The organism is Lentzea sp. NBRC 102530 (assembly GCF_030269365.1).
Taxonomy (GTDB): Bacteria; Actinomycetota; Actinomycetes; order Mycobacteriales; family Pseudonocardiaceae; genus Lentzea.
Map to the genome: position 1 here is coordinate 106,535 of NZ_BSTF01000005.1, position 25,996 is coordinate 132,530.

A 25,996-nucleotide genomic window follows, 5' to 3' on the forward strand; every position below is an offset into this window, starting at 1 on the left:
AGCGTCGGCCGGGGTTTTCATGCGTTCGAACTGAAGGAGACACCACGTGTCCAGCCCGCCGCGCGGAGAGCTTTCCGCGCAGCTAGCACCCGTTGTGCGGGAAGCGCTCGAAGCCGCGGGCTTCGACCTCGACGCGCTCGACGTGAATCAGGCTGGGCGCCGCCGTCTGGTCAAGGTCGTCGTGGACGGTGAAGACGGCATCGGGCTCGACGAGGTCGCCGAGGCGAGCCGCGTGGTCTCCGCCGCGCTCGACGAGCACGACCACATCATCAACGGGCCGTACACCCTCGAGGTCACCTCGCCGGGTGTCGACCGCCCGCTCACCCGCCCGCGCCACTGGAAGCGTGCGCACCTGCGTCTCGTGAAGGTCAAGCAACCCGAGAAGGCCGAGTGGTTCGGCCGGGTCGGCGAGTGCGACGAGTCCGGGGTCGAGCTGCTGCACCAGGGCGAGCTGCGGCGCGTGGAGTACCGACACATCGAACGCGCGGTCATGGAGATCGAGTTCAAGCAGCCGCCGGTCGAGGAACTGGCTCGGCTCACTCGGAAAGCACCGAAGGAGGAGCCGAGGTGAACGTCGACATCGCCGCCCTGAGGGCGATCGAACGTGAAAAGGACATCCCCTTCGAGACGGTCCTGGAGGCGATCGAGTCAGCGCTGCTGACCGCCTACAAGCACACCGAAGGGCACGCCACGCACTCGCGCGTGGAGATCGACCGCAAGACCGGCGTCGTGCGCGTGCTCGCGCAGGACCTGGGGCCGGACGGTTCGGTCCAGGAGGAGTGGGACGACACTCCGGAGGGCTTCGGCCGCATCGCGGCCACGACGGCGCGCCAGGTCATCCTGCAGCGCCTGCGCGACGCCGAGCACGAGCGCACCTTCGGCGAGTTCGCCGCCAAGGAGGGCGAGATCATCGCGGGAGTCGTCCAGCGCGACGCCCGCGCGAACGCCCGCGGCATGGTCGTCGTCCAGGTGGGTGACACCGAGGGCGTGCTGCCGCCGGCCGAGCAGGTGCCGGGCGAGCAGTACAACCACGGCGAGCGCATCAAGTGCTACGTCGTGAGCGTCTCGCGGGGCGCGCGCGGCCCGCAGATCGCCCTGTCCCGGACGCACCCGAACCTCGTGCGGCGGCTGTTCGCCCTCGAGGTCCCGGAGATCGCGGACGGCACCGTGGAGATCCCCGCGGTGGCACGTGAGGCAGGTCACCGTTCGAAGATCGCGGTGAAATCAACGGTTGCCGGAGTGAACGCCAAGGGCGCCTGCATCGGCCCGATGGGGGCCCGTGTGCGCAACGTCATGCACGAGCTCGGTGGCGAGAAGATCGACATCATCGACCACTCGGACGACCCCGCCACTTTCGTCGGGAATGCATTGTCACCAGCGAAGGTTGTGTCGGTACGGGTGCTCGACGAGCGCGCCAAGACCGCTCGCGTCGTGGTGCCCGACTTCCAGCTCTCGCTGGCGATCGGCAAGGAGGGCCAGAACGCTCGCCTGGCCGCTCGTCTGACGGGCTGGCGCATCGACATCCGCAGCGATGCGGAGGCTCCGGCGGCCGGTGCGGTCACATCCGGTTCGGCTGAATGAGCTCCAGGGGATAGAATTATCAACGGTTCAGCGTCAGGCGAGGTTCTCCAGCACATCGGCCCTGTTCGTACGTGTATCGGGTGCCGCGCACGGACGCTGCCGTCTGAGCTGCTGCGTGTGGTCGCGGTGGACGGTTCGGTGGTTCCGGACCTCCGTCGGCGGCTTCCTGGTCGGGGTGCTTGGTTGCATTTCGATCTCGAATGTCTCCGCAACGCCGAGCGGCGACGGGCGTTCTCGCGGGCCCTCCGGGTCCAGGGAGCACTCGACGTCGCTTCGCTGCGTGAGCACGTGGAGCGGCAAGGGGAATTGGCCACGGGACAGCCCCGAGGCCAACAAGCATCAAGGAAGCAGGTCGACCCGTCATGAGTCAGCCGTGAAGCTGAAGACATGAACGCGCGACGTTAAGACGAGGTCGATGGGACTTGCCCGCCGGCCTCACGACCAAGGAGAGCAGTGGCAGGCAAGGCCCGCGTGCATGAGCTCGCGAAAGAGCTCGGTGTATCGAGCAAGGAAATTCTGAACAAGCTCGCCGAGCAGGGCGAGTACGTCAAGACCGCGTCCTCCACCGTCGAGGCCCCCGTGGCCCGGCGGCTCCGTGACGCCTACGAAGCCAAGTCCTCGAAGCCGGCTCCCAAGCCGTCCGCTCCGAAGCCGAAGGCTCCCGCGCCCGCTCCCTCCGCCCCGGTGGCGGAGCAGAAGCCGGCATCCTCCGACAACAAGCCCGCCGCGCCCAGGGCCATGCCCGGCCCGCGCCCGGCGGCTCCGCGTCCGCCCGCACCGAAGCCCGCTCCGGCAGCTCCTGCCGCGCAGGCCCAGGCTCCGGCGGCGCCCGCTCCGCAGCAGCAGGCCCCGGCCGCTCCCGCGGCTCCGGCCGCGCAGGCTCCGGCGGCCCCGAAGGCTGCCCCGGCTCCCGGCACCAAGCCGGGTGGCGGACCGCGTCCGGGCCCGCGCCCGGCTCCGCAGCAGCCGCAGTCCCAGCCCCAGCAGCCGCAGGCTCCCGCCGCGGCCGCCGGTGGCCAGTCCCCGTCCGTGGTCCCGCCGCGCCCGCAGTCTCCCAAGCCTGCCGGCCCGCGCGCGCCGCGTCCGGGCAACAACCCCTTCGGCGTCGGTGGCGGCAACGCTCCGTCGCCGCGTCCCGGACCCCGTCCGGGCCCGCGTCCCGAGCAGGGCGGCGACCGCCCCGCCGGTGGCCCGAAGCCCGGCGACCCGCGTCCGGCGAACCCCCGTCCCGGTGGTGCGCCCGGTCAGGGTGGTCCGCGTCCGGCCGCCGCTCAGGGTGGCGGTCGTCCCGGCCCCGGCCAGGGCGGGCCTCGCCCAGCTCCCGGTCAGGGCGGTCCCCGTCCCAACCCGGGCAACATGCCCCCGCGGCCGAACCCCGGCATGATGCCGGGCCGTCCGGCCGGTAACCGTCCTGGTCCCGGCGGTGGCGGCGGTGGCCGTCCCGGTGGTGGCGGCGGTCGTCCCGGTGGGGGCGGCGGCGGTGGCGGCTTCCGCGGCGGTGGCGGCGGTGGCGGTGGCGGTGGCTTCCGTCCCGGTGGCGGCGGTGGCGGTGGCGGCGGCTTCCGTCCCGGTGGCGGCGGTGGCGGAGGCGGCGGCTTCCGTCCCGGCGGTGGTGGCGGTGCCGGTGGCGGCGCCCCGGCCGGTGGCGGCGGTTTCCGCGGTCGTCCCGGTGGCGGTGGCGGCGGTGCTGGTCGCGGCGGTACCGCTGGTGCCTTCGGTCGTCCGGGTGGTCCGGCGCGTCGTGGACGCAAGTCCAAGCGGCAGAAGCGCCAGGAGTATATGGACAACATGCAGGCGCCTTCGGTCGGTGGCGTCCGCCTGCCCAAGGGCAGTGGCGAGACGATCCGCCTGCCGCGCGGTGCCTCGCTGACCGACTTCGCCGACAAGATCAACGCCAACCCGGCGTCGCTCGTGCAGGTGCTCTTCCACCTGGGCGAGATGGTCACGGCGACCCAGTCGGTGTCCGACGAGATCCTGGAGCTGCTCGGCTCCGAGATGAACTACGTCGTGCAGGTCGTGTCCCCCGAGGAGGAGGACCGCGAGCTGCTCGAGACGTTCGACATCACCTACGGCGAGGACGCCGGTGACGAGGATGACCTGCAGGTTCGCCCGCCGGTCGTCACCGTCATGGGTCACGTCGACCACGGTAAGACGCGACTCCTCGACACCATCCGCAAGGCGAAGGTGCACGAGGGCGAGGCCGGCGGCATCACCCAGCACATCGGTGCCTACCAGGTGGAGACCGAGCTCGAGGGCAACCCGCGGCTCATCACCTTCATCGACACCCCCGGTCACGAGGCGTTCACCGCCATGCGTGCCCGTGGTGCGAACGCGACCGACATCGCGGTCATCGTCGTCGCCGCTGACGACGGCGTGATGCCGCAGACGGTCGAGGCCATCAACCACGCGCAGGCCGCTCAGGCGCCGATCGTGGTCGCGGTCAACAAGATCGACAAGGAAGGCGCCAACCCGGCCAAGATCCGTCAGCAGCTGACGGAGTACGGCCTGGTCGCCGAGGAGTACGGCGGCGACACGATGTTCGTCGACATCTCCGCGAAGCAGGGCATCAACATCGACAGCCTCCTCGAGGCCATCCTGTTGACGGCCGACGCGTCGCTGGACCTGCGGGCCAACCCGGCCATGGAGGCCCAGGGCGTCGCGATCGAGGCGCACCTCGACCGCGGTCGCGGTCCGGTCGCCACGGTGCTGGTCCAGCGAGGCACGCTCCGCGTCGGCGACTCGATCGTCGCGGGCGACGCCTACGGCCGCGTCCGCCGCATGGTGGACGAGCACGGCGACGACGTGCACGACGCGACCCCGTCGCGTCCGGTGCAGGTCATCGGTCTGACGTCGGTGCCGCGCGCAGGTGACTCGTTCCTCGTCGTCGACGAGGACCGCGTCGCCCGGCAGATCGCCGAGCGTCGCCAGGCCCGCACCCGCAACGCGCAGAACGCCGCGAAGCGCAAGCGCGTCAGCCTGGAAGACCTGGATGCGGCGCTGAAGGAAACCAGCGCTCTCACCTTGATCATCAAGGGTGACAACTCGGGTACCGTCGAGGCCCTCGAGGACGCGCTCATGAAGATCGAGGTCGGCGACGACGTCGAGCTGCGCGTGGTCCACCGCGGTGTCGGTGGCATCACCGAAGGCGACATCAACCTCGCCGTGGCCTCCTCCGCCATCGTCCTGGGCTTCAACGTCCGGGCCGAGGGCAAGGCGACCGAGCTCGCGAACCGCGAGGGCATCGACGTCCGTTACTACACGGTCATCTACCAGGCGATCGACGAGATCGAGGCGGCCCTCAAGGGTCTCCTCAAGCCGGAGTACGAAGAGGTCCAGCTCGGCCGCGCCGAGATCCGCGACGTCTTCAAGTCCTCCAAGGTCGGCACGATCGCGGGTTGCATGGTCCTGTCGGGCGAGATCCGCCGCAACGCGCGTGCTCGCCTGCTCCGTGACGGCAAGGTGATCGCGGAGAACCTCCCGATCAGCTCGCTCAAGCGGTTCAAGGACGACGCCACCGAGGTCCGCGAAGGTTTCGAGTGTGGTCTCACGCTCGGCAACTACAGCGACCTCAAGCTGGAAGACATCATCGAGACCTTCGAGATGCGCGAGAAGCCGCGCGCCTAGTAGGACGATGAGGGGTGCGGAGCCGCTTTAACCAGTGGCTTCGCACCCCTTTCTTCTGGAGGATCTTTCCCATGTACGTGGGGGCTCTGGAACTGGACGTGCTGCTGGGTGACGTCCACTCGTTGAAGGAGAAGCGCTCGGTGATCCGGCCCGTCGTGGCCGAACTGCGCAAGCGCTTCGAAGTCGCCGCCGCCGAGGCCGGTCACCAGGACCTGCACCGGCGAGCGTTGATCGGTGTCGCCGTGGTTGCCGGCGACGCTTCGCACGTCAGGGACGTTCTCGACGGCTGTGAGAGGCTGGTCGCCGGACGGCCCGAACTGGAACTGCTCTCCGCCCGGACGCGACTCGTCGGGCCGGAGGACGACTAGGAAGGGGAGGCTCGTGGCCGACACGGCACGTGCCCGCAAGCTCGCCAAGCGGATCTCTCAGATCGTCGCTTCGGCTCTCGAGCACGAGGTCAAGGACCCGCGTCTGGCGCGCGTCACGATCACCGACACCAAGGTGACCGGCGACCTGCACGACGCGACTGTGTACTACACCGTTCTGGGTGAGCGGCTGGACGTCGAGCCCGACTACGCCGGGGCTGCCGCGGCGCTGGAGAAGGCCAAGGGGGTGTTGCGGTCCCTGGTCGGAGCTCAGACCGGGGTTCGGTTCACGCCCACCTTGACGTTCATGACGGACACCGTTCCGGATGCGGCTCGGAAGATGGATGAGCTGCTGGCGAAGGCTCAGGCCTCGGACGCCGAGGTTGCTCGGCGGGCGGTGGGGGCTTCTCCTGCCGGGGAGGCTGATCCTTACAAGGCGCCTCGTGAGGATGACGACGAGGACTGAGGTCTTCGGTTGGGCTTGGGGGCGGGCACGGGGTTTCGTGTCCGCCCTTTTTGCTGGGTGCGGGTTGTGTGGGCTGGTTCCTGTTCCAGCGGGGTTGGTCGCGTTCGGTTGGTCGGGCTGCGGTTGCGAGGGTGCCTCCAGCCGGGGTGAGAAGCGCCCGGCCGGACCGGACAGGGTGGCATCCCGCCCACTCAAGGTAGAGCCTCCACCGCCAAGGCGGGGGGAACCGGCTCGGTGAGGATCAGCCCGTTCGGGCTCGCTCCGCTTCGCCACGCCAGGTTTCGTGGGTGGTGGGCTTTGCGATGTCGGTTGCCGGTTGAGTGCGCGCGCCTGGCCAAGACGGTGGTCGGCTCGCGCCGGCGAGTGCGGCTGCGTTGTCGCCTCTGAACTGGGGTGATGTTGCCCTCGGTGGTTGTCTTGCGGCGATTTGCGACTGTCCTGGTGGCACGGTGCCGCTGGAATCGGATGGAAACTGTCTTGTCTGAGGGTGCCGTACCGCACTTCGGCACGGTTAGCGGCTAACGTCTCCCTGTGGCAGACGACCTGAGCACCACCATTGCCGAGGCCGCGCGGTTGCTGGCCGACGCCCGCGATGTGACCCTGCTGAGTCACATCAACCCCGATGCTGACACGCTCGGGAGTGCCCTGGCGGTGGGGCTTGCGCTGCAGCGGCGTGGGGTGGCGGTGCGGGTCGCCTTCGGTGAGCCCGAAGGGGTGCCGGAGAGCCTGAAGGCGTTGGACACCAACGGGCTGCTGGTGCTTCGGGACGAGGTGCCCGCGGAGCCCGAGATGCTCGTGGTGATGGACACGGGGAGTTTGCAGCGGCTCGGGCCGTTGCAGGATCGGGTCGCGCGGTGTCGTGGGCCCGTGATCGTGGTGGACCACCACGTGTCCAACACCAGGTACGGGACGTTGCACTGCATTGACGAGCATGCGGAGGCCACGGCTCTCATCGCCCTCAAGTTGTTGGACGAGATGGGGGTCGAGGTCGACGAGTCGATCGCGCGGTGCATTTACGCGGGGCTCGTGACCGACACCGGAGGTTTCAGGAAGGCCGGGCCTGAGGCGCACAAGACTGCGGCTCGGTTGTTGGAGACCGGGGTGGACGCGTATGCCGTCACGCGGCCGTTGATGGACGCACATCCCTTTGCGTACCTCGGGATGTTGTCCCGGGTGTTGGCCAAGGCCGAGCTCGATCAGGCTGCCGCGCACGGGTTGGGGCTGGCGCACGCGGTGGTGAGCATCGAGGACGCTCGTGAGGTCCGCAGCGAGGAGGTGGAGAGCGTGATCGACGTCGTGCGCTCTGCTTCCGAGGCTGAGGTCGCCGCTGTGTTGAAGGAGCTTCGGCCCGGGTTCTGGTCTGTTTCGCTGCGGGCCGTGAGCCGGGTCGACGTTCGTGAGGTGGCGCAGGTGCTCGGGGGTGGTGGGCATCGGCTGGCGGCCGGGTTCACCTTCGACGGGACCGCGGAGCAGGTCGTTGCCGCGCTGAAGGGCGCGTTGGAGCGGATGGGGTCATGACACGGACAGGAAGCCCGCGACTGCTGCGGGAGATCAACGACCGGGCCGCCATCGAGACGTTGTTGCGCACCGGCGCGATGACCCGTGCGGAGCTGGAGGAGGTCATCGGGCTGTCGAAGCCCGCTACCGCCCAGTTGCTCGCGCGGCTGGAAGAGGACGGCATGGTCGTCCGCACCGGGTTGCGCGGTGGTGGGCGTGGGCCTCGGGCGCAGATGTGGGCCGTCAACGGCGGTGTGGGGCACGTTGCCGCGGTGGCGTTGACGCCCGAGCTGATCGACGTGGCCATCGCGGACATCACCGGGTCGCTGCTGGCCGAGCACAGCTCGCCGATGCCCAAGGAGAACACCCTCCAGGTCTTCCGGGAGACGGTGCAGAAGGCGGCGGCGCTCGCCGGGCTGACGCTGGACGCGCTGTCGCACGTCGTTGTCGGCACGCCTGGTGCGGTGGACCCGTCCACCGGGCACCTCGGCTTCGCGCCGCACCTGCCGGGGCTCGTGGACGTCGACCTGCCGTCGACGTTGCGGGAGCTGCTCGGCGCTTCGGTGTCGATCGAGAACGACATCAACCTGGCCGCGCTGGAGGAGATGAGCTCCGGCAGGGCGGTCGGGGTGCGCAACTTCGTGCTGTTCTGGCCCGCGGACGAGATCGGCTCGGCGGTCGTGGTCAACGGGACGTTGCTGCGCGGCGTCACGGGCGGTGCCGGCGAGATCGACTCGATGCAGGTGCCCGGTGGCCGCTACGGCGACCAGGTCGACAGCGACGCGATCGTCGCGCTGGCGGCCGAGCACGGCATCGAGGAGGCGTCCGGGCTGGAGGCCGTGGCGCACGCGTTGAACGCGGGCACCGAGGGCAGGCAGTTCCTGACGGCGCTGGCGCACCGGATAGCGCTGGGGCTCGCGAACGTCGTGTGCGTGCTCGACCCCGAGCTCGTGCTGCTGTCCGGTCAGGTCGCGCACGCCGGCGGCGAGACGTTGTGCGATCTGGTGGGCGCCGAGCTGGTGAAGCTCGTCGTGCCGCGGACGCCGGTGTCGCTCGCACAGATCACCGCGAACCCGGTGCGGTCCGGTGCGTTGCACTCGGCGCTGGCCGTGGCGCGCGAGCAGGTGTTCGGGTTGCCCCAAAGGTCGTGAGTGGCCGTCGTCACCGGACGGAAGAGCTTCGCAAAGCTTAGGTTCTTCAGGTGGAGGATCGGGTTCCCGCTCGGCGGGTGATCGGGCTGGCGGTACCCGCGCTCGGGGTGCTGGCGGCCGAGCCGTTGTACGTGCTCGTGGACACGGCGGTCGTGGGACACCTGGGGGCGTTGCCGCTCGCCGGGCTCGCGCTCGGCGGTGTGCTGCTCACGCAGGTGTCCACGCAGCTGACGTTCCTGTCGTACGGCACGACGGCGCGCACGGCCCGGTTGCACGGTGCCGGACGGCGTCAGGAGGCCGTCGAGGAGGGCGTGCAGGCGACGTGGCTCGCGCTGGCCGCCGGTGTGCTCGTGGTGCTGCTCGGGCAGGTCTTCGCGCGGCCGCTGGCCGAGTTGCTCGCGGGCGACGGTGCCGTGGCGGACGCGGCGGTGGAGTGGGTGCGCATCGCGTTGTTCGGTGCGCCGTTCATCCTCGTCACGATGGCCGGCAACGGCTGGATGCGCGGTGTTCAGGACACCAAACGGCCTTTGAAGTACATCTTGATAGGCAACGGCATCAGCGCTGTGTTGTGCCCGGCGCTGGTGTACGGCGCGGGGTGGGGGCTTGAGGGCTCGGCGATCGCGAACGTCGTGGCGCAGCTGCTTTCCTCCGGGTTGTTCATCAAGGCGTTGTTCGCGGAGCACGTGTCGTTGAAGCCGCATTGGACGGCCATGCGCGCGCAGCTCGGCATGGGACGTGACTTGGTGTTGCGCAGCCTTGCGTTCCAGGCGTGCTTCATCAGCGCGGCCTCCGTGGCGGCACGGTCGTCCGTCGCGGCGTTGGGTGCGCATCAGGTCGTGTTGCAGCTGTGGACGTTCCTCGCACTTGTGCTCGACTCGTTGGCCATCGCCGCTCAGTCGTTGGTGGGCGCGGCCTTGGGGGCGTCGAAGCGGCGGCAGGCCGAGAAGCTCGCCTGGCAGGTCACCCGGTACGGGCTGGTGTTCGGCATCGGGCTCGGGATCGTGTTCGCGGCGTTGATCACCGTGTTGCCGCGGGCGTTCACGACGGACGCCGGGGTGCTCGGCGAGATCCCCAACGCGTGGTGGTTCTTCGTTGCGCTGCAACCGATCGCGGGCGTGGTGTTCGCGCTGGACGGGGTGCTGCTCGGCGCCGGCGACGTGAAGTTCATGCGCACGGCGACGCTCGGCTCGGCGGTGATCGGGTTCCTGCCGCTGGTGTGGGCCTCGTACGCGTTCGGGTGGGGGCTCGCCGGGATCTGGACGGGTCTCTCCGCGTTCATGCTGCTGCGGCTCGTGGCGGTCGTGTGGCGCACCCGGTCGGGGGAGTGGGCCGTGGAGGGCGCGGTCCGGTAGTGACCGGTCCCACTGGCGGTGTTCCCCGAACGGGTGCTGTGTCCGACCTCACGGCATGAAATCGTTACCAAGAAGGTTGTTTAGGCGATGTAACTAATATCTGCCCGTCTCTGACCTGGGAGAGTGTCGCCGTGCCGCCGGTCGATCGCGCCACCCGAACGTCGTGGCTGATCTGGACCACCGCCGTCTTCGTCTACTTCGCCGCCCTGTTCCACCGGACCACGCTCGGCGTGGCCGGACTGGAGGCGAGCGAGCGCTTCGGGCTCGGACCCGCCCAGCTCGGTGTGTTCACCGTGCTGCAGATCGGGGTCTACGCCCTCATGCAGATCCCCACCGGCCTGCTCGTCGACCGCTACGGGCCGCGTCGCGTCCTCACCGTCGCCGCGTTGCTGATGGGCACGGGCCAGCTGCTGTTCGCCATCGCCGACTCCTACGCGCTGGGACTCACCGCACGCGCGGTGCTCGGCATGGGTGACGCGATGACGTTCATCAGCGTGATCCGCCTCGTCGCGACGCACTTCCCGCCGCGCCAGTACTCGCTCGTCGTCGCCGTGACGGCCACGATCGGCGGTTTCGGCAACCTCGCGGCCACCGTGCCGCTGACGCTGCTGCTCGGCTCGGTCGGGTGGACCTGGGCGTTCCTCGTCGCGGGTGGCCTGACCGCCGCGTACTCGGTCGTGGCGTTCCTGCGGGTGCGGGACGTGCCCACCGGGTTCACCGCGCCCCGGCCGGAACCCGTGCCGTTGCGCAGGATCTGGCCGAAGGTGCGGCAGGCGTGGAGCGTGCCCGGCACGCGGCTCGGGTTCTGGGCGCACTTCAGCACGATGTCGACACCCGCCGTGATCGGCCTGCTGTGGGGCTACCCGTACCTCGTGCAGGCGCAGGGCATGTCCCCGAACGCCGCGTCGTCCACGCTCGGGTTGCTCGTCGTCGGCGGCATCGTGACGGGCCCGATCGTCGGCGGCCTGTTCTCCCGCAACCCCGAGTGGCGCATGCCGATCGCGGTCGGGTTCCTCGGATTCGCGTTCACCGGGTGGGCCGTGCTGCTGCTATGGCCGGGCGGGCACGTTCCCGCGCCCGTCATCGCCGTGGTGTTCCTGGTGCTGACCGTGGGCGGGCCGATCTCGGGCGTGGCGTTCGCGCTGGCCCGCGACTACAACCCGTCGCACCGGCAGTCCACCGCGAGCGGCCTGGTCAACGTCGGCGGCTTCCTCGCGGTGACGGTCTCGGCGCTCGGCATCGGTGTCGTGCTCGACCTGCTGGAGGGCGTGCTGGCCCCGGCCGCGGCGTTCCGCGTCGCGCTGAGCTTCCTCGTGCTGGTGCTCGTGTTCGGCGGCTGGCGGATGCTCGTGTGGTGGCGTCGGGCCCGGGCAGCGGTGTTCGAGGCCGAGGCGCGCGGCGAGATGGTGCCGGTGCAGATCCGGCGTCGTCGCTGGGACGCTCTGCGCGTCGCCTAGTGCGTTGACCGCAGTCGTTGTCGCGCGCGTTCGGTTCTCAGGCGGGCGCATCGCGGTGCCGTGAGGCGTCCCACTGAGAGCCGAAGGCGACCGGCAAGGGCTGCGGTCAGCGCACTAAGCTTTCTCGCCGTGAAACCCTCTGTTGCGCCGGGCCTGGTCGTCGTCGACAAGCCGGACGGCATGACCTCGCACGACGTGGTGGCGCGGGTGCGCAGGATCCTCGGCACCCGCAAGGTCGGGCACGCCGGCACCCTCGACCCGATGGCGACCGGTGTGCTCGTGCTCGGCATCGAGCGCGCCACCAAGCTCCTCGGCCACCTCGCCCTGGACAGCAAGGCCTACCTCGCGACGATCGTGCTCGGCGCGGCCACCACCACGGACGACGCCGAGGGCGAGGTGCTGTCCACTGAGGACGCTTCGGGCGTGACCGACGAGGCCGTCGCCGCCGAGATCGCGAAGCTGACCGGCCCGATCCAGCAGGTGCCGTCGTCCGTCTCGGCCGTGAAGATCGACGGCAAGCGCGCCTACGCCCGCGTCCGTGCGGGCGAAGAGGTCGAGATCCCCGCACGGCCCGTGACCGTGCATCGGTTCGACGTGCTGTTCTCCCGCCGTGAGGACAAGCAGGTGCTGCTGGACGTGATGGTCGAGTGCTCGTCGGGCACCTACGTGCGCGCGTTGGCTCGCGATCTCGGCGCCGCGCTCGGGGTCGGCGGGCACCTCGGGGCGTTGCGGCGCACTCGGGTGGGGCCGTTCGACCTCCGCGTGGCCAAGACCCTGGCACAGCTGGAGGAGACGCCCGGGCTGTCGCTGGACCTCGACGCCGCCGTGGCCACGGCGTTCCCGCGCCGGGAAATCGACCCGTCCGAGGCGTCGGCGTTGTCGCACGGGCAGCGGCTGCGGGCCGGGGGGATCGACGGGACGTACGGCGTGTTCGGGCCGGACGGGCACGTGATCGCGCTGGCCAAGGACGAGGGCACGGCGTGCAAACCCGTGGTGGTGCTGAGCCCCGCCGGCTGACGACACGCTGGGACCCGCGCACGGGTTCGTGCCCGAGTTCTGCCCGCTGGAGCGCATCGCGAGGCAGGCAGGCGGTCCTCGACCTCGCCGTCGTAGGCTGATCACCGTGCAACGCTGGCGCGGACTAGACCACCTCCCCGGCGGCTGGGGCCGCTGCGTCGTGACCATCGGCGTGTTCGACGGTGTCCACAAAGGCCATCAGGCCCTGATCGGGCGTGCCGTCGGGCTCGCCCGGCAGCGAGGCCTGCCGAGCGTGCTGATGACCTTCGACCCGCACCCGTCCGAGGTGGTGCGGCCCGGCAGCCACCCCGCGCAGCTCAGCACGTTGCGGCGGCGGGCCGAGCTGGTCGAGGCGCTCGGGGTCGACCACTTCGTGGTGGTGCCGTTCAGCCTCGAGACCAGCCGGATGCCGGCCGACCAGTTCGTGCACGAGGTGCTGGTCGAGAAGCTGCACGCGGCGGCTGTCGTAGTGGGTGAGAACTTCACCTTCGGGCACAAGGCGTTGGGTAACGTCGCGCTGCTGCGCCAGCTCGGGCAGCGGTTCGGATTCGTGACCGAGGGGGCTGATCTGGTGTCCGCAGAAGAGGTGACGTACTCGTCGACCTACGTCCGCGCGTGCATCGACGCGGGTGACGTGAAGGCGGCGGCCGAGGCGCTGGGGCGTCCGCACCGCCTGGAGGGGATCGTCGTCAAGGGTGACGGGCGGGGCAAGGACCTCGGGTTCCCGACGGCCAACCTGTCCACGCCGAAGTTCGCGGCGGTGCCGGCCGACGGCATCTACGCGTGCTGGTTCACCGACGCCAAGGGCAAGACGCTCAAGGCCGCGGTCTCGGTGGGGACCAACCCGACGTTCTCCGGCAAGGAACGCCGCGTCGAGGCGTTCGTGCTGGACGTGGACGAGGACTACTACGGGCAGCGCGTGTCCGTCGACTTCATCGAACGGCTGCGCGAGATGGAGAAGTACGACTCCGTCGAGGCGCTCCTCGAACAAATGCATCGAGATGTAGACCGAACGAGGGAACTGCTGACCGAGTCGTGACCGTCAGATTGGGCGAAGCGGACGTCCGGGAGTCCGCGGCCTGGCAGGATGCGGGTCGGAGTGCTGGTTACTGGAGAGGCCAAGGTGGAGGACCACAAGATCGTTCAGCGCAACCTCGCCCTGCAACGGGAGTGGTACGGGGAACCTCTCGGTGACCGGGTGCGCCGGTTGGTCGTGGCCTTCAACGTGTCCCAGGCGCAGCTCGCGGACGTGCTGGGGATCAGCGCGCCCATGCTCAGCCAGGTGATGAGCGGCCGGCGCGCGAAGATCGGCAACCCGGCGGTGCTGGCCCGGCTGATCATGCTGGAGCGCAAGATCCTCACGCCGGACGTGGCGACGGGTGCGCCCGAGGCGTTGCAGCGCGCGCTCGACGAGGTGCGCGAGTCCAAGCCGACGGTGTCGCGCGACTCGTTGCCGGTCAACGGCGACGAGAGCGTCGCCTACCCGGTGCTGCGCCGCGTCGCCGACCGGGTGGAGCTCCAGCAGGCCGCCGACCTGCTCACCGACGACTTCCCGGCGATCGCCGAGCTCTTCCGGCGCGCGATCAGGGCCGCGGGACCGCCGCGCTGAACCGGGTCCACCGGGAATTCACGGCGAATCAAATGAGTTGGCACGGGCGGTGCTTCCCGTCCAGAATTCGATTCGTGCACCTGATGGTGCCGGTGCTCGTGAGCAGCGCCGACGGCGTTCACCCACCCGTGGACCGGGTGGGGTTGCGCACGTCAGCGCGCCACTGAGCGTCGTGCCTGATAGCCTTCGCAGTTGGGTCTGGCTGCGGTCCGTGGCGGCCAGTACCGGCTACCCCGGCCAGCAATTCGGCGGGCGTGGGGCCGCACGGACCTGAACAAGTAGGAGAAGTACCCAGTGGCACTGTCCACGGATCAGAAGAAGTCCATCCTCGGCGAGTACGGTCTGCACGACTCGGACACCGGCTCCACCGAGGCCCAGGTGGCCCTGCTGAGCAAGCGCATCGCCGACCTCACGGAGCACCTGAAGCAGCACAAGCACGACCACCACTCCCGCCGTGGTCTTCTGCTGATGGTCGGCCGTCGCCGCCGTCTGCTGAACTACCTGACCAAGGTGGACATCAACCGCTACCGCGCGCTGATCCAGCGCCTCGGTCTGCGCAGGTGATTCACACCGAGGGGGAGTGACCGGCCGGTCACTCCCCCTCGGTGCACAACCGGGTGTATACAGATCCCTGGTTGCAAAGAGGAACGAACAGGACCCGCAACGCGCGAAGCAGTTTTCGCCGGTCCTCGGTAGTGGCCCTCTGGTGGAAACGCCCCAGAGGACTTCGATCGAAGACCGGCCTCGTCAAGACGCGTGTGCGGTGTCCAAAAGACGAGGAGTAACAAGTAAATGACGGACATCGAGGTCCACGAGGCGACTGCCGTTATCGACAACGGCAAGTTCGGCTCGCGCTCCATCCGCTTCGAGACCGGGCGCCTCGCGCGTCAGGCCGCGGGCAGCGTGGTGGCGTACCTGGACGACGAGACCATGCTTCTGAGCGCCACGACGGCCTCGAAGCACCCCAAGGAGCACTTCGACTTCTTCCCCCTCACGGTGGACGTCGAGGAGCGCATGTACGCCGCGGGCCGCATCCCCGGCTCCTTCTTCCGGCGTGAGGGCCGTCCGAGCACGGACGCCATCCTCACCTGCCGCCTGATCGACCGTCCGCTGCGCCCGTCCTTCGTGGACGGTCTGCGCAACGAGATCCAGGTCGTCATCACCGTGATGAGCCTGAACCCGAAGGACCTGTACGACGTCGTGGCGATCAACGCCGCGTCCGCGTCGACGCAGCTCGCGGGTCTGCCGTTCTCCGGCCCGATCGGTGGCGTCCGCGTCGCGCTGATCGAGGGCCAGTGGGTCGCGTTCCCGACCCACGAGCAGCTCGAGAAGGCCGTGTTCGACATGGTCGTCGCCGGCCGCGTGGTCGAGTCGGGCGACGTCGCGATCATGATGGTCGAGGCCGAGGCCACCGAGAACGTGATCGACCTGATCGGCGAGGGCGCGACCGCCCCCACCGAGGAGGTCGTGGCCGCGGGTCTCGAAGCCGCGAAGCCGTTCATCAAGGTCCTCTGCGAGGCCCAGTCGCAGCTCGCCCAGGTCGCCGCCAAGGCCACCGGTGAGTTCCCGACGTACCCGGCCTACCAGGCCGACGCGTTCGAGGCCGTCGAGGCTTCGGCGTCCGGCGAGCTCGCCCAGGCGCTGACCATCGCGGGCAAGGCCGAGCGCGAGTCCAAGCTGGACGAGGTCAAGGCCGCCACGCTCGAGAAGCTCGCCGAGCAGTTCGAGGGCCGCGAGAAGGAGATCGGCGCGGCGTTCCGCTCGCTGACCAAGAAGCTCGTGCGCCAGCGGATCCTGCGCGACAAGGTCCGCATCGACGGCCGCGGCCTCACGGACATCCGCGACCTCGGCGCCGAGGTCGCGATCATCCCGAGGACGCACGGCTCGGCGCTGTTCGAGCGCGGCGAGACCCAGATCCTGGGTGTCACCACGCTGAACATGCTGCGCATGGAGCAGCAGATCGACTCGCTGTCCCCCGAGACGCACAAGCGCTACCTGCACCACTACAACTTCCCGCCCTACTCGACCGGTGAGACCGGCCGCGTGGGTTCGCCGAAGCGCCGCGAGATCGGCCACGGCGCACTGGCCGAGCGCGCTCTCATGCCGGTGCTCCCGAAGCGGGACGAGTTCCCGTACGCGATCCGCCAGGTGTCCGAGGCGCTGAGCTCCAACGGCTCGACGTCCATGGGCTCGGTCTGCGCGTCCACCCTGTCGCTGCTCAACGCGGGTGTCCCGCTGAAGGCGCCGGTCTCCGGCATCGCGATGGGTCTCGTCTCCGACGAGGTCGACGGGGAGACCCGCTACGTGGCGCTGACCGACATCCTCGGTGCCGAGGACGCGTTTGGCGACATGGACTTCAAGGTCGCGGGCACCAAGGAGTTCGTGACGGCGCTGCAGCTCGACACGAAGCTCGACGGCATCCCGTCCGAGGTGCTGGCGCAGGCGCTGGGCCAGGCCCGCGACGCGCGCTACACGATCCTCGAGGTCATGGCCGAGGCCATCTCCGACCCGGACGAGATGAGCGCCTTCGCGCCGCGCGTGACGTCGGTCAAGATCCCGACCGACAAGATCGGCGAGGTCATCGGCCCGAAGGGCAAGATGATCAACTCGATCACCGAGCAGACCGGTGCCGACATCTCCATCGAGGACGACGGCACGATCTACGTCGGCGCGGCGGACGGCCCCTCGGCCGAGGCCGCGATCGGCATGATCAACGCGATCGCGAACCCGCAGCTGCCGAAGGTCGGCGAGCGCTTCCTGGGCACCGTGGTGAAGACGGCCGCGTTCGGCGCGTTCGTCTCGCTGCTGCCCGGCAAGGACGGCCTCGTCCACATCTCGAAGCTGGGCAACGGCAAGCGCATCGCGAAGGTGGAGGACGTCGTCAAGGTCGGCGACAAGCTCCGCGTCGAGATCGCCGACATCGACCAGCGCGGCAAGATCAGCCTCGTCGTGGTGTCCGAAGAGGACGCCGCGAAGCCGGCTGAGGCGCCTGCTGCCGAGGAAACCGCTGCTGAGGCGGCTCCCGCGCAGTGAGTGCGACAGACAACAACGTGACGGCCGCGGGTGCATCCACCCGCGGCCGTCCGCGTACTCCCACGCTGGGACACCTCCAGAAGCCGGGCAGCACGCGCGTGCTGGAGGCGTCCGCCGGGTCCGAGGTGCGGCGCAGCATGCTGCCGTCGGGCCTGCGCGTCATCACCGAGCGCATCCCCAGCGTGCGGTCCGCGTCGGTCGGGCTGTGGGTGCAGGTCGGGTCCCGGGACGAACGGCCCGAGGTCGCGGGTGCCGCGCACTACCTGGAACACCTGCTGTTCAAGGGAACCGCGCGTCGTTCCGCCGCCGCCATCGCGGAGGAGATCGACGCGGTCGGCGGCGAGCTGAACGCGTTCACCGCGAAGGAGCACACCTGCTACTACGCGCACGTCCTCGACGAGGACCTGCCGTTGGCGGTGGACCTCGTGGCGGACGTGGTGTTCGAGGCGATCTGCGGTCCGCGTGACTTCGAGACCGAACGCGGTGTCGTGCTCGAAGAGATCGCGATGCGCGACGACGACCCCGAGGACCTGCTGCACGACGCGTTCATCGAGGCGTTGTTCGGCGGGCATGCGTTGGGGCGTCCCGTTCTCGGCACCGAGAAGTCCATCCAGGACATGGAGCGCGACGCGCTCTACTCGTTCTACAAGAAGCGCTACACGTTGCCGCGCATGGTGTTCTCCGTCGCGGGCAACATCGAGCACGCCCACGTGATGCGCCTGGTCCGCAAGGCTCTCGGCGACCGGCTGTCGCGGGAGGGCAGCGCGGTGGTGCCCCGTGCGGGCCGCGCGCGCATCGCCGACGCGCAGAAGCTGGTGCTGCACACCGACGACACCGAGCAGGCGCACATGATGCTCGGCATGCGCGGTCTGGACCGCCACGACGAGCGCCGCTTCGCGCTGAACGTGCTGAACGCGGCCATCGGCGGCGGCATGAGCTCACGCCTGTTCCAGGAGGTGCGCGAGCGCCGGGGCCTGGCCTACCAGGTCTACTCGTCCGTGGGCCTGTACGCCGACACGGGCACGTTCGCCGTGTACGCGGGTTGCCAGCCGGACCGCCTGGGGGAGACCGCAGGCGTCATCCGCGAGGTGCTCGTGGACGTGGCGCGCGGCGGCCTCTCCGACGCGGAAGTGGCGCGTGGCAAGGGACAGCTGCGCGGCGCGTTGGTGCTGGGCCTGGAGGACACCAGTTCCCGGATGTCGCGCATCGGCAAGTCCGAACTGAACTACGGTGACCACCTGAGCGTCGAGGACACCTTGGCGCGCATCGACGCCGTCTCCGCCGACGAAGTGGCGCTCCTCGCACGTGATCTGCTGCGCCGCCCCGTCGCCGCGGCGGTGGTCGGCCCTTACGATCACGCCGACGATCTGCCGGACCAGGTACACGAGGTGATTGCATGATTCGCGTCGGAGTTCTCGGCGCGCGGGGCCGCATGGGTTCCGAGGTGGTCCGCGCCGTCGAGGCGGCCAAGGACATGGAGGTCGTCGCGGCCATCGACGCCGACGACCCGTTGTCGTCGCTGGTCGACGCGGGTGCCCAGGTCGTCGTCGACTTCACGCACCCCGACGTCGTGATGGGGAACCTCGAGTTCTGCGTCAACGCCGGAATCCATTGCGTGGTGGGCACTTCCGGCTTCGACGATGCCAAGCTCGCGGCGGTTTCGGAGCTGGTGGCCTCCCAGCCGTCCGTCGGTGTGCTGGTGGCGCCGAACTTCGGCATCGGCGCGGTCCTGTTGATGCGCTTCTCGGAGATCGCGGCCCGCTACTACGAGTCGGCCGAGATCATCGAACTCCACCACCCGCGCAAGGCGGACGCCCCGTCCGGTACCGCGGCTCACACCGCCCGCCTGATCGCGGCCGCGCGTGAGGGCATGGACCCGATGCCCGACGCCACCACCGTCGAGGAACCGGGCGCCCGCGGCGCACTCGTCGACGGCGTGCGCGTCCACTCGCTGCGGATCTCCGGCATGATCGCGCACCAGGAGGTCGTGTTCGGCGGGGAGAGCGAAACCCTGACGCTGCGCCAGGACTCGTTGCACCGCACCTCTTTCATGCCCGGCGTGGTGCTGGGCGTGCGGGAGATCGTGGGTCGCCCCGGCCTCGCCGTCGGTCTCGACAAGTACCTCGACCTGTGAAGGTCCGGATCACCGTCGCGGTGCTGATCGCGGCACTCGCGGTCTACTTCGTCCTGCTCGCGGGACGCGCCGTGGCCCTGTTGCAGACCGGTGAGATCGTCGGCGTGCTGCTCGGGGTCGGGGTGTTGATCCTGCCGTTGCTCGGGGTGTGGCTCGTCTACTCGAACCTGCGGTTCGGGTGGGAGACCGAGAAGATGGCGCGGGAGCTGGAGGCGGACGGGCTGCTGCCCGACGTCTCGCACCTGCCGCGCCGTCCGTCCGGCCGGGTGGACCGGGACGCCGCCGACTCGTGGTTCGAGGAGCGGCGGGCCGAGGTCGAGGCGTCGCCGGACGACTGGCGGGTGTGGTTCCGGCTGGCTCACGCGTACGACGTCGCGGGGGACCGCGGGAGGGCGCGCGAGACCATGCGGAAAGCGATCGAACTGCATTCCTGATCTTGTCGGGGGTGCCGAGTACGTTGAAACGCAGGGGTTCCCGATTCGGGGGTACCCCTGCGTCAGCACGCGCAGGGGTCAGCCGGCGAGCACCGCGGTGATCAGGTCTGCGGCCAGGTCTCCCTTCTGCACCACCAGAACCTCCTCCAGCCCCAGCCACTCCGCCATGTGCTGCAACTCCGCGGCGAGCTCCGTCGCCACCCGAGCCCGGTTCACCCCGGGCTCCGCCCACGCCGACTGCACCCGCAGCACCCCGGCCGCGCGGTCCGCCTTGATGTCCACGCGGCCCACCAGCTGACCGTCCAGCAGGAACGGAAACACGTAGTACCCGTGCACCCGCTTGGGCTCGGGGACGTAGATCTCGATGCGGTAGCGGAAGCCGAAGATCCGTTCGGTGCGGGCCCGCTCCCAGATCAGCGGGTCGAACGGGCACAGCAACGCGCGCCCGGTCACTCGCCGGGGTGCCCGGGCCTCGACGTGGCGGTAGCCCACGGCCTTCCAGCCCTCCACGGCCACCGGCTCCAGCACGCCGTCCGACACGAGCGAGGCCACGGCGGCCTGGGAGCGGCGCGGGTCCAGGCGGTAGTAGTCGCGCAGGTCCGGTTCGGTGGCGACGCCGAGGGCCACGGCGGAGCGGAGCACCAGTTCGCGGGCGCCGGAGTCCGGGGTCCACCGCTGGGCCAGGACGTCGGCCGGGATCACCCGCTCGGTGAGGTCGTAGAGGCGTTCGAAGGAGCGGCGGGTGCCCGTGGTCAGGACGCCCACTCCGAAGAGGACCTCGCAGACCCGCTTCACCTCGGACCAGTCCCACCACGGGCCCTTGGCGCGGCCCGAGTCGCCCAGGAGGGCCTTTTCCAGGGCTCCGGCGCCGACGGGGCCCAGTTCCTTCACCGCGGCCAGCACTTCGTCGACGAGCTGGGGGGAGCGGTCGACGAGGGTCTGGTAGTTCTGCCACCAGCCCCGCTTCTTGGCTCCCGAGTGGAACAGCGGCCAGTCGGCGACGGGGACCAGGGAGGCCTCGTGCGCCCAGGTCTCCACGAGCATGCGCGGTTTGCGGGCCGTGTGGGTCCAGGCGGCCTCGTCCAGCAGCGACGGGGCGTAGGAGCCCAGGCGGGAGAACAGCGGCATGTAGTGCGCGCGCACGGCCACGTTCACCGAGTCGATCTGCAGGAGCTGCACGCGGGACAGCACTCGTTGCAGGTGCCTGCGGGTCGCGGCGGAGGGCCTCGGGTCGGTGAAGCCCTGGGCGCCCAGCGCGATTCGACGGGCCACGTCCGCACTCATCGTCTGCACGTCGACGATGCTGCCACGCACCCCTGACAATTCTCGGACGAGGCGTCGATAAGCTGCGTTTATGGCCGACGCCGGCGTCCAGATCGCCACCGCTGCTGACCTCCAGGAGATCGTCCGCATCCATCGGGAGACTTGGCGGCTCGCGTACGCCGAGCTGCTGCCGAAGGAAGTGCTGGACACGCTCGACGCCGACGAGGCCTGGTCCCTCGCCGTCCACAGCGGAGCCGTGCTCAAGGCGACCGAGGGGGAGTGGACGGTCGGGTTCGCCGTGGCCAGCAAGGCACCGGAAGAAGAGGTCGCCAACGCCGACGGCAGCCTCCCCGCGGACGCGGAGACGACGGCGCTCGTCAGCGTGCTCGTCGAACCGCGGTGGGGACGCAGGGGACACGGCACGAGGCTCGTCGCCGAGGCCGGCAAACGGCTCGAGGCCACGGGTGCCTCCAGGGGCATCGCGTGGATCCCTGAGGCCGACAAGGCGTCGAAGAGCTTCTACGAACGACTGGGCTGGACGGGGGACGGCACGGTGCGCACGTTGGACGCAGGCGGGCGTCCGTTGCGCGAAATCCGGATGTCCGGAGAACTCGCCGTCCGACTCGACCTCTGAGATGTGTGTAGCCTCGGCCGGGTGCTCGCCTTGGTTGGCCTCACCTTCGGGGTCGCGCTCGGCTCAGCGATAGTCCCTCTGATCAGCATCGAGATGTTCGTGCTGGGACTTTGTGCGCGCTGGCCGGACACATCGTTCTGGATCGTCGGCCTCTCGGTCGCGGTCGGCCAGGTGCTGGGCAAGCTGCTGTACTTCTACGCCGCGCGCGGTGACATCCACCTGCCGAAGTTCCTGCACCGCAAGAAGAGCGACAAGCCGTCCAAGCTCAGCAGGTGGTTCGGGCCGGGCACGCGCCTGCACCGCTGGGGCGAGTGGGTGCACGTGAAGTGCCGGGCGCACCCGAACTGGATGGCCGGCACCCACGGGGTGAGCGCGCTGGTCGGGGTGCCGCCGTTCATGGCGACGAGCGTGCTCGCCGGGCTGGCCGGCATGTCCACCTTGATGTTCGTGGCCACCGGCATGGTCGGGCGCTTCGCGAGGTTCAGCTTCCTCGCGGCCTCGCCGGCCATCGTGATGGCCTGGCTCTAGTAGTTGAACAGGACCGCCGCGGTCACGGAGAACGCGATCAGCACAGCGGCGACGGTGACTCGGGCCGACTCAAGCACGGTTCCGACGGTATCGATCACGAACCGACGAAAGCCAGGCGCAAACGGGTGAGAGCCGAATGATCGGGCTCTCATCCGCCTGTTTCGCACCCGATTATTCGAAGGTGAGCACTCCGTCGGGGAGTCCGGGCGCCTCGTAGGAGTGCCACATCGGACGCCACGACGGCAGCTCCAGCATCCGGCGCATCTCGGCGAACCCGGACAGCCAGCCCATCCACGAGCCGTACGGCGGGTCGGTCACGTCGAACCCGCTCTGCACGAACGTCAGCCGCGTCCTGCCCTCGGAACCCTTCAGCTGCCAGTCCGCGACCATGCCGTCCTGGAACTCCAGCGCGAAGCGGTTCTCGTCCAGTGCGACGACCTTCGCCGGGTTCGGCTCGTCCTCGAGGCTGCCCATCGCCCACCGGCCGCCGACGTGCGGCTCGATCGAGCACCGCGCCCCGAAGTACCGCGCGAACACCTCCTCGTCGGTCAGCGCGTGGATGATCGCCGCCGGCGTGGCCGCGATGTCGACGTCGATCCGCTGCTCCTGCGCCACGAAGTCGCACAGCGCGAACACGGAGCGGCCCTCGACGTGCTCGACCAGGTTCGCGAGCGACAGCGACCAGAACGTGTGGACGACGCCCGCGCCGCCCTCGTCCTCGATCGCCGCGCCCCACTCCGGGTACGGCGACTGCGACGCGTAGATCAGCGTCTCGCCGTCGCGTTCCTCCACACCGAGTTCGACGGTGTACTCGATGTCGCGCCACAGCCACGTGAAGCGCACCGAAGAAGAAGTCGCGTCCAGCAGCTTGTGCCGACCGCGTTCGACTCCGGGCGTGTAGCGGCCCCAGAACTCGTACACGCCCTGCTCGAGGTCCACGTCGGCGTGCTCGGCGAGCCACACGCGCAGTTCGTCCGCGGAAGTCAGCGCCCGGTGGACGCGTGCGGGCGTGGCGGAGGTGCGGACGCGGACGATTCCGGTGCTCATCGATCGTCTCCCTTGGGGTAACAGGCGAGCGCGATGCGGAAGGCATCTCCCTCCGCGCCGCCGTATCGGGTGAAGAGGTCCTGCAACGTCGTCTGCAGCTCGGCGAGGAACCGCGCGCGGTCCTCGGGCGGCACCCGGATCTCGCCGGACACGCCCACGGACGGCAGTTCGGTCGACCTGTCGAGGGCTGCCACGTCGACCTGGATCTGCTCGGCGAGGTCCACGAGATGCCCCAATGCCAGTTCGTCGCGCGACCCGATCCGGCCGACCAGGCGTGGCGACAGCCAGTACGAGCGGGCCACGGCCTGGTAGAGGCCCTCCTGGACGCCGCGCACCCTGCGCTCGGAGACCTGGGTGGCCAAACCGGCCTTGACCAGCTGTTTCACGTGGTAGTGCACGCGTTGCGGCGTCTGGTCGAGCACCTGGGCGACCTCGGTGCACGAGCGCGGCGCGGCGAGCTGCCGCAGCACCTCCACGCGCTGCGGCTTGAGCAGGGTCTCGGCCTGCTCCATCCGATCCAGATAGATCACGTCTCTCATCGCAAAAACAACTTTGAACGTTCAAAACTATTTTGTCAATCGAGCCGACAAAAATGGGCTGACAGATATTGAAATCTGTCATCCCAACGGGCATGGTGGAGGGATCGAAGACAACGGAGGGGTTCGAAATGCAGAAGCGTCAGCTCGGAGCCACCGGCCCGGTCGTGTCCGCCCTCGGCCTGGGCTGCATGGGCATGTCCAACGCCTACGGCCCGGCCGACCGGGACGAGAGCATCGCGACCGTGCGCGCCGCCCTCGACGCGGGCGTCACGCTGCTCGACACCGGCGACTTCTACGGCCAGGGCCACAACGAGATGCTCGTCGCCGAGGCCATCAAGGGCCGCCGAGACGAGGCGCTGCTCAGCGTCAAGTTCGGTGGCATGCGCGACCACGACGGCGCCTTCCTCGGCTTCGACACGCGGCCGATCGCGGTCGCCAACTCGCTGGCCTACTCGTTGCAGCGGCTCGGCACCGACCACGTCGACATCTACCGGCCCGCCCGGCTCGACCCGAACGTGCCGATCGAGGACACCATCGGCGCCATCGCCGAGCAGATCGACAAGGGCCGCGTCCGGCACATCGGCCTCAGCGAGGTCGGCCCGGAGACGATCCGGCGCGCCCACGCGGTGCACCCGATCGCCGACCTGCAGATCGAGTACGGCCTGCTCGAACGCAACGTCGAGCGGGAGATCCTGCAGGTCACGCGAGAGCTCGGGATCAGCATCACCGCGTACGGCGTGCTGTCGCGCGGCCTGATCTCGTCCACTCCGCTCGCGCTCGACGGCGGCGACTACCGCAGCCACACGCCCCGGTTCCAGGGCGACAACCTCAGCAGCAACGAGGTGCTCGTCGCGAAGCTCCGCGAGATCGCCGCGGACAAGGGCGTCACGGTCGCCCAGCTCGCGATCGCCTGGGTCGCGGGACGCGGTGAGGACGTGGTGCCTCTCGTCGGCACGACCAAGCGTGCGAGGCTGGAGGAGGCGATCGGTGCCGTCGGCGTGACGTTCACCGAGCGGGAACTGGACGAGATCGAGGCCGTTGTGCCAGTCGGGGCCGCCGCGGGAACGCGGTACCCGGCCCAGCAGATGGCGATGCTGGACAGCGAGAGGTGAGCGACGTGGCGGAGGCGTTGACCGGCGAGGCGATCCTCGTGGCGACCGAAGAGGTGCTGCGCAGGTACGGCCCGGCCAAGGCGACCGTCGTCGACGTCGCCAAGGCCCTCGGGGTCAGCCACGGCAGCGTCTACCGCCACTTCCCGACCAAGGCCGCGTTGCGGGAGGCCGTGACGCGGCGCTGGCTCGACGCGATCCACGTGGAGATGGAGTCGGTCCTCGACCCGGACGCGACCGCGGGCGACAACCTGAGGGCGTGGCTTCAGCACCTGTTCGACCGCAAGCGGCTTTCGCACTCCGACGAGCCGGAGCTGTTCGCGACTTACAAAGTGCTGGTCAGCGAGAGCAGCATCATCCCCGACTACCACCTCGGCCACCTGGTGGGGCAGATCGCGCGCATCGTCCAGGCCGGAGTGGATACCCGTGAGTTCGTGACGGACGACGTGCAGACGACGGCGCAGGCGGTGTGGGACGCGACGCAGGTGTTCCACCACCCGGCGCACGCCCAGGAGTGGGGGAATCCTCACATTCAGGATGCGTTCGACGCCGTGGTCTCACTGGTCGTCGATGGACTGCGGTACAACCGAATCCCTAGTGCCACAGGCGATGCTTGAGGGTCACGGAGGTGAACGGTGCCGCCTGACGAGTGGATCGATCTGCTGGGAGCGCCCGAGAGGCGTCCGGACCCGGTTGACTGGGACGCGGTCAAAGCACGGGCCGGCACGGCGCTGCCCAGCGACTTCGTGCACCTCGCCGAGGCCTACCCGCCTCTGATCGTGGGCGGTTACGTCCGCATCCTGCACCCGACGGCGCGTGCCGGTTTCATGAACTGGATGGCGACAGCGCCCAAGATGCTGCGGGCGCTGCGGCGGGCACCCGGCCTGCGGGTGCACCCCGACCGTCCGGGCCTGCTGCCCTGGGGCATGACCGTGAACGGCGAGCACTGCCTCTGGTACACGCGGGGTGAGCCGGACGAGTGGACCGTGCTGGTCACGGACATGCGCGAGAAGTGGTCCTACAACGGCAACTTCTCCAGTTTCATCAGGAAGTTCCTGACGGCGGAGATCCGCTGCCCGCTGTTCCCGGACGACGTCCCCGGCGGCTCCAAGCCGTTCCAGGAGCCCTAGCCGGGGACGTCTTCTCCCGACCCCCC

Annotated in this window: 26 protein-coding genes; 23 read left to right on the forward strand and 3 right to left on the reverse strand. The window is 69.5% G+C overall.

Features of this window, described 5'->3' with window-relative positions; translation table 11 throughout:
• Window positions 1-46 precede the first annotated feature (46 nt).
• The 18 genes from rimP (at window position 47) to QSK25_RS14895 (ending at window position 19,720) form a co-directional block, all read left to right on the forward strand.
• Entirely contained in the window at window positions 47-571 is a 525-nt protein-coding gene (rimP, locus tag QSK25_RS14810; protein ID WP_285638809.1) for a ribosome maturation factor RimP, read from the forward strand.
• Window positions 568-1,581 carry a transcription termination factor NusA gene (gene nusA, locus QSK25_RS14815; RefSeq protein ID WP_285638810.1) on the forward strand — a complete coding sequence of 338 codons (1,014 nt, stop codon included), beginning with the start codon at window positions 568-570 and terminating at the stop codon, window positions 1,579-1,581. Before rimP ends, nusA begins: the two co-directional genes overlap by 4 nt.
• Before the next feature lie 126 nt (window positions 1,582-1,707).
• Window positions 1,708-1,947 (forward strand): YlxR family protein, encoded by a 240-nt coding sequence (locus tag QSK25_RS14820; RefSeq protein WP_502881859.1) that lies wholly within the window; start codon window positions 1,708-1,710, stop codon window positions 1,945-1,947.
• Window positions 1,948-2,034: 87 nt separating this feature from the next.
• Complete coding sequence (infB, locus tag QSK25_RS14825; protein ID WP_285638811.1) at window positions 2,035-5,205, forward strand: translation initiation factor IF-2; 3,171 nt, start codon at window positions 2,035-2,037, stop codon at window positions 5,203-5,205.
• 71 nt (window positions 5,206-5,276) lie between these two features.
• The gene (locus QSK25_RS14830) at window positions 5,277-5,573 is read left to right on the forward strand and encodes a DUF503 domain-containing protein (RefSeq protein WP_285638812.1); all 297 of its coding nucleotides are present in this window, start codon (window positions 5,277-5,279) and stop codon (window positions 5,571-5,573) included.
• A gap of 13 nt (window positions 5,574-5,586) precedes the next feature.
• Window positions 5,587-6,036 (forward strand): 30S ribosome-binding factor RbfA, encoded by a 450-nt coding sequence (gene rbfA / locus QSK25_RS14835; protein ID WP_285638813.1) that lies wholly within the window; start codon window positions 5,587-5,589, stop codon window positions 6,034-6,036.
• A gap of 531 nt (window positions 6,037-6,567) precedes the next feature.
• Window positions 6,568-7,554 carry a DHH family phosphoesterase gene (locus QSK25_RS14840; protein ID WP_285638814.1) on the forward strand — a complete coding sequence of 329 codons (987 nt, stop codon included), beginning with the start codon at window positions 6,568-6,570 and terminating at the stop codon, window positions 7,552-7,554.
• Window positions 7,551-8,684 carry an ROK family transcriptional regulator gene (locus tag QSK25_RS14845; RefSeq protein ID WP_285638815.1) on the forward strand — a complete coding sequence of 378 codons (1,134 nt, stop codon included), beginning with the start codon at window positions 7,551-7,553 and terminating at the stop codon, window positions 8,682-8,684. The genes QSK25_RS14840 and QSK25_RS14845 overlap by 4 nt, the downstream gene beginning before the upstream one ends.
• Before the next feature lie 50 nt (window positions 8,685-8,734).
• A complete protein-coding gene (locus QSK25_RS14850) occupies window positions 8,735-10,036 on the forward strand; it encodes an MATE family efflux transporter (protein ID WP_285638816.1) in 1,302 nt (433 codons plus the stop codon).
• Between the two features lie 131 nt (window positions 10,037-10,167).
• The gene (locus QSK25_RS14855) at window positions 10,168-11,493 is read left to right on the forward strand and encodes an MFS transporter (RefSeq protein WP_285638817.1); all 1,326 of its coding nucleotides are present in this window, start codon (window positions 10,168-10,170) and stop codon (window positions 11,491-11,493) included.
• A 129-nt stretch (window positions 11,494-11,622) separates the two neighbouring features.
• Window positions 11,623-12,510 (forward strand): tRNA pseudouridine(55) synthase TruB, encoded by an 888-nt coding sequence (gene truB / locus QSK25_RS14860; RefSeq protein WP_285638818.1) that lies wholly within the window; start codon window positions 11,623-11,625, stop codon window positions 12,508-12,510.
• A gap of 106 nt (window positions 12,511-12,616) precedes the next feature.
• Window positions 12,617-13,549, forward strand: coding sequence for a bifunctional riboflavin kinase/FAD synthetase (locus QSK25_RS14865; RefSeq protein WP_285638819.1), 933 nt, complete (start codon window positions 12,617-12,619; stop codon window positions 13,547-13,549).
• Between the two features lie 84 nt (window positions 13,550-13,633).
• On the forward strand, window positions 13,634-14,119 hold the full coding sequence (locus tag QSK25_RS14870; protein ID WP_285639379.1) for a helix-turn-helix domain-containing protein: 486 nt from the start codon (window positions 13,634-13,636) through the stop codon (window positions 14,117-14,119).
• 294 nt (window positions 14,120-14,413) lie between these two features.
• The gene (gene rpsO, locus QSK25_RS14875; RefSeq protein WP_045318466.1) at window positions 14,414-14,683 is read left to right on the forward strand and encodes a 30S ribosomal protein S15; all 270 of its coding nucleotides are present in this window, start codon (window positions 14,414-14,416) and stop codon (window positions 14,681-14,683) included.
• Between the two features lie 228 nt (window positions 14,684-14,911).
• Complete coding sequence (locus QSK25_RS14880) at window positions 14,912-17,152, forward strand: polyribonucleotide nucleotidyltransferase (RefSeq protein ID WP_285638820.1); 2,241 nt, start codon at window positions 14,912-14,914, stop codon at window positions 17,150-17,152.
• 65 nt (window positions 17,153-17,217) lie between these two features.
• Window positions 17,218-18,552: a M16 family metallopeptidase gene (locus tag QSK25_RS14885; RefSeq protein WP_285639380.1), complete on the forward strand. Its 1,335-nt coding sequence runs from the start codon at window positions 17,218-17,220 to the stop codon at window positions 18,550-18,552.
• On the forward strand, window positions 18,549-19,286 hold the full coding sequence (gene dapB, locus QSK25_RS14890; protein ID WP_285638821.1) for a 4-hydroxy-tetrahydrodipicolinate reductase: 738 nt from the start codon (window positions 18,549-18,551) through the stop codon (window positions 19,284-19,286). Before QSK25_RS14885 ends, dapB begins: the two co-directional genes overlap by 4 nt.
• Window positions 19,283-19,720: a tetratricopeptide repeat protein gene (locus tag QSK25_RS14895; protein WP_285638822.1), complete on the forward strand. Its 438-nt coding sequence runs from the start codon at window positions 19,283-19,285 to the stop codon at window positions 19,718-19,720. Before dapB ends, QSK25_RS14895 begins: the two co-directional genes overlap by 4 nt.
• Before the next feature lie 78 nt (window positions 19,721-19,798).
• On the opposite strand, the gene QSK25_RS14900 is transcribed toward QSK25_RS14895, so the two are convergent.
• Window positions 19,799-21,004 (reverse strand): winged helix-turn-helix domain-containing protein, encoded by a 1,206-nt coding sequence (locus tag QSK25_RS14900; protein ID WP_285639381.1) that lies wholly within the window; start codon window positions 21,002-21,004, stop codon window positions 19,799-19,801.
• A 70-nt stretch (window positions 21,005-21,074) separates the two neighbouring features.
• Here QSK25_RS14900 and QSK25_RS14905 point away from each other — a divergent pair, with 70 nt between their 5' ends.
• The gene (locus tag QSK25_RS14905; protein ID WP_285638823.1) at window positions 21,075-21,617 is read left to right on the forward strand and encodes a GNAT family N-acetyltransferase; all 543 of its coding nucleotides are present in this window, start codon (window positions 21,075-21,077) and stop codon (window positions 21,615-21,617) included.
• Between the two features lie 30 nt (window positions 21,618-21,647).
• Window positions 21,648-22,145, forward strand: coding sequence for a YqaA family protein (locus QSK25_RS14910; RefSeq protein WP_285639382.1), 498 nt, complete (start codon window positions 21,648-21,650; stop codon window positions 22,143-22,145).
• A gap of 171 nt (window positions 22,146-22,316) precedes the next feature.
• On the opposite strand, the gene QSK25_RS14915 is transcribed toward QSK25_RS14910, so the two are convergent.
• Window positions 22,317-23,192: an SRPBCC family protein gene (locus QSK25_RS14915; protein ID WP_285638824.1), complete on the reverse strand. Its 876-nt coding sequence runs from the start codon at window positions 23,190-23,192 to the stop codon at window positions 22,317-22,319.
• On the reverse strand, window positions 23,189-23,731 hold the full coding sequence (locus QSK25_RS14920; protein WP_285638825.1) for a winged helix-turn-helix domain-containing protein: 543 nt from the start codon (window positions 23,729-23,731) through the stop codon (window positions 23,189-23,191). Before QSK25_RS14920 ends, QSK25_RS14915 begins: the two co-directional genes overlap by 4 nt.
• 128 nt (window positions 23,732-23,859) lie before the next feature.
• Here QSK25_RS14920 and QSK25_RS14925 point away from each other — a divergent pair, with 128 nt between their 5' ends.
• Genes QSK25_RS14925 through QSK25_RS14935 form a run of 3 tightly spaced genes read left to right on the forward strand, consistent with a single transcriptional unit; the run spans window position 23,860 to window position 25,970 of the window.
• The gene (locus QSK25_RS14925; protein WP_285638826.1) at window positions 23,860-24,843 is read left to right on the forward strand and encodes an aldo/keto reductase; all 984 of its coding nucleotides are present in this window, start codon (window positions 23,860-23,862) and stop codon (window positions 24,841-24,843) included.
• A 5-nt stretch (window positions 24,844-24,848) separates the two neighbouring features.
• Complete coding sequence (locus QSK25_RS14930) at window positions 24,849-25,457, forward strand: TetR/AcrR family transcriptional regulator (RefSeq protein WP_285638827.1); 609 nt, start codon at window positions 24,849-24,851, stop codon at window positions 25,455-25,457.
• 18 nt (window positions 25,458-25,475) lie between these two features.
• Complete coding sequence (locus tag QSK25_RS14935) at window positions 25,476-25,970, forward strand: hypothetical protein (RefSeq protein ID WP_285638828.1); 495 nt, start codon at window positions 25,476-25,478, stop codon at window positions 25,968-25,970.
• Window positions 25,971-25,996: the final 26 nt, after the last annotated feature.

Excerpts from the sequence above, each read along its gene's own strand:
- QSK25_RS14830 (WP_285638812.1), top strand. The coding sequence starts at position 5,277 with ATGTACGTGGGGGCTCTGGAACTGGACGTGCTGCTGGGTGACGTCCAC.
- QSK25_RS14845 (WP_285638815.1), top strand. The coding sequence starts at position 7,551 with ATGACACGGACAGGAAGCCCGCGACTGCTGCGGGAGATCAACGACCGG.
- QSK25_RS14880 (WP_285638820.1), top strand. The coding sequence starts at position 14,912 with ATGACGGACATCGAGGTCCACGAGGCGACTGCCGTTATCGACAACGGC.
- dapB (WP_285638821.1), top strand. The coding sequence starts at position 18,549 with ATGATTCGCGTCGGAGTTCTCGGCGCGCGGGGCCGCATGGGTTCCGAG.
- QSK25_RS14900 (WP_285639381.1), bottom strand. The coding sequence starts at position 21,004 with ATGAGTGCGGACGTGGCCCGTCGAATCGCGCTGGGCGCCCAGGGCTTC.
- QSK25_RS14905 (WP_285638823.1), top strand. The coding sequence starts at position 21,075 with ATGGCCGACGCCGGCGTCCAGATCGCCACCGCTGCTGACCTCCAGGAG.
- QSK25_RS14915 (WP_285638824.1), bottom strand. The coding sequence starts at position 23,192 with ATGAGCACCGGAATCGTCCGCGTCCGCACCTCCGCCACGCCCGCACGC.
- QSK25_RS14920 (WP_285638825.1), bottom strand. The coding sequence starts at position 23,731 with ATGAGAGACGTGATCTATCTGGATCGGATGGAGCAGGCCGAGACCCTG.
- QSK25_RS14925 (WP_285638826.1), top strand. The coding sequence starts at position 23,860 with ATGCAGAAGCGTCAGCTCGGAGCCACCGGCCCGGTCGTGTCCGCCCTC.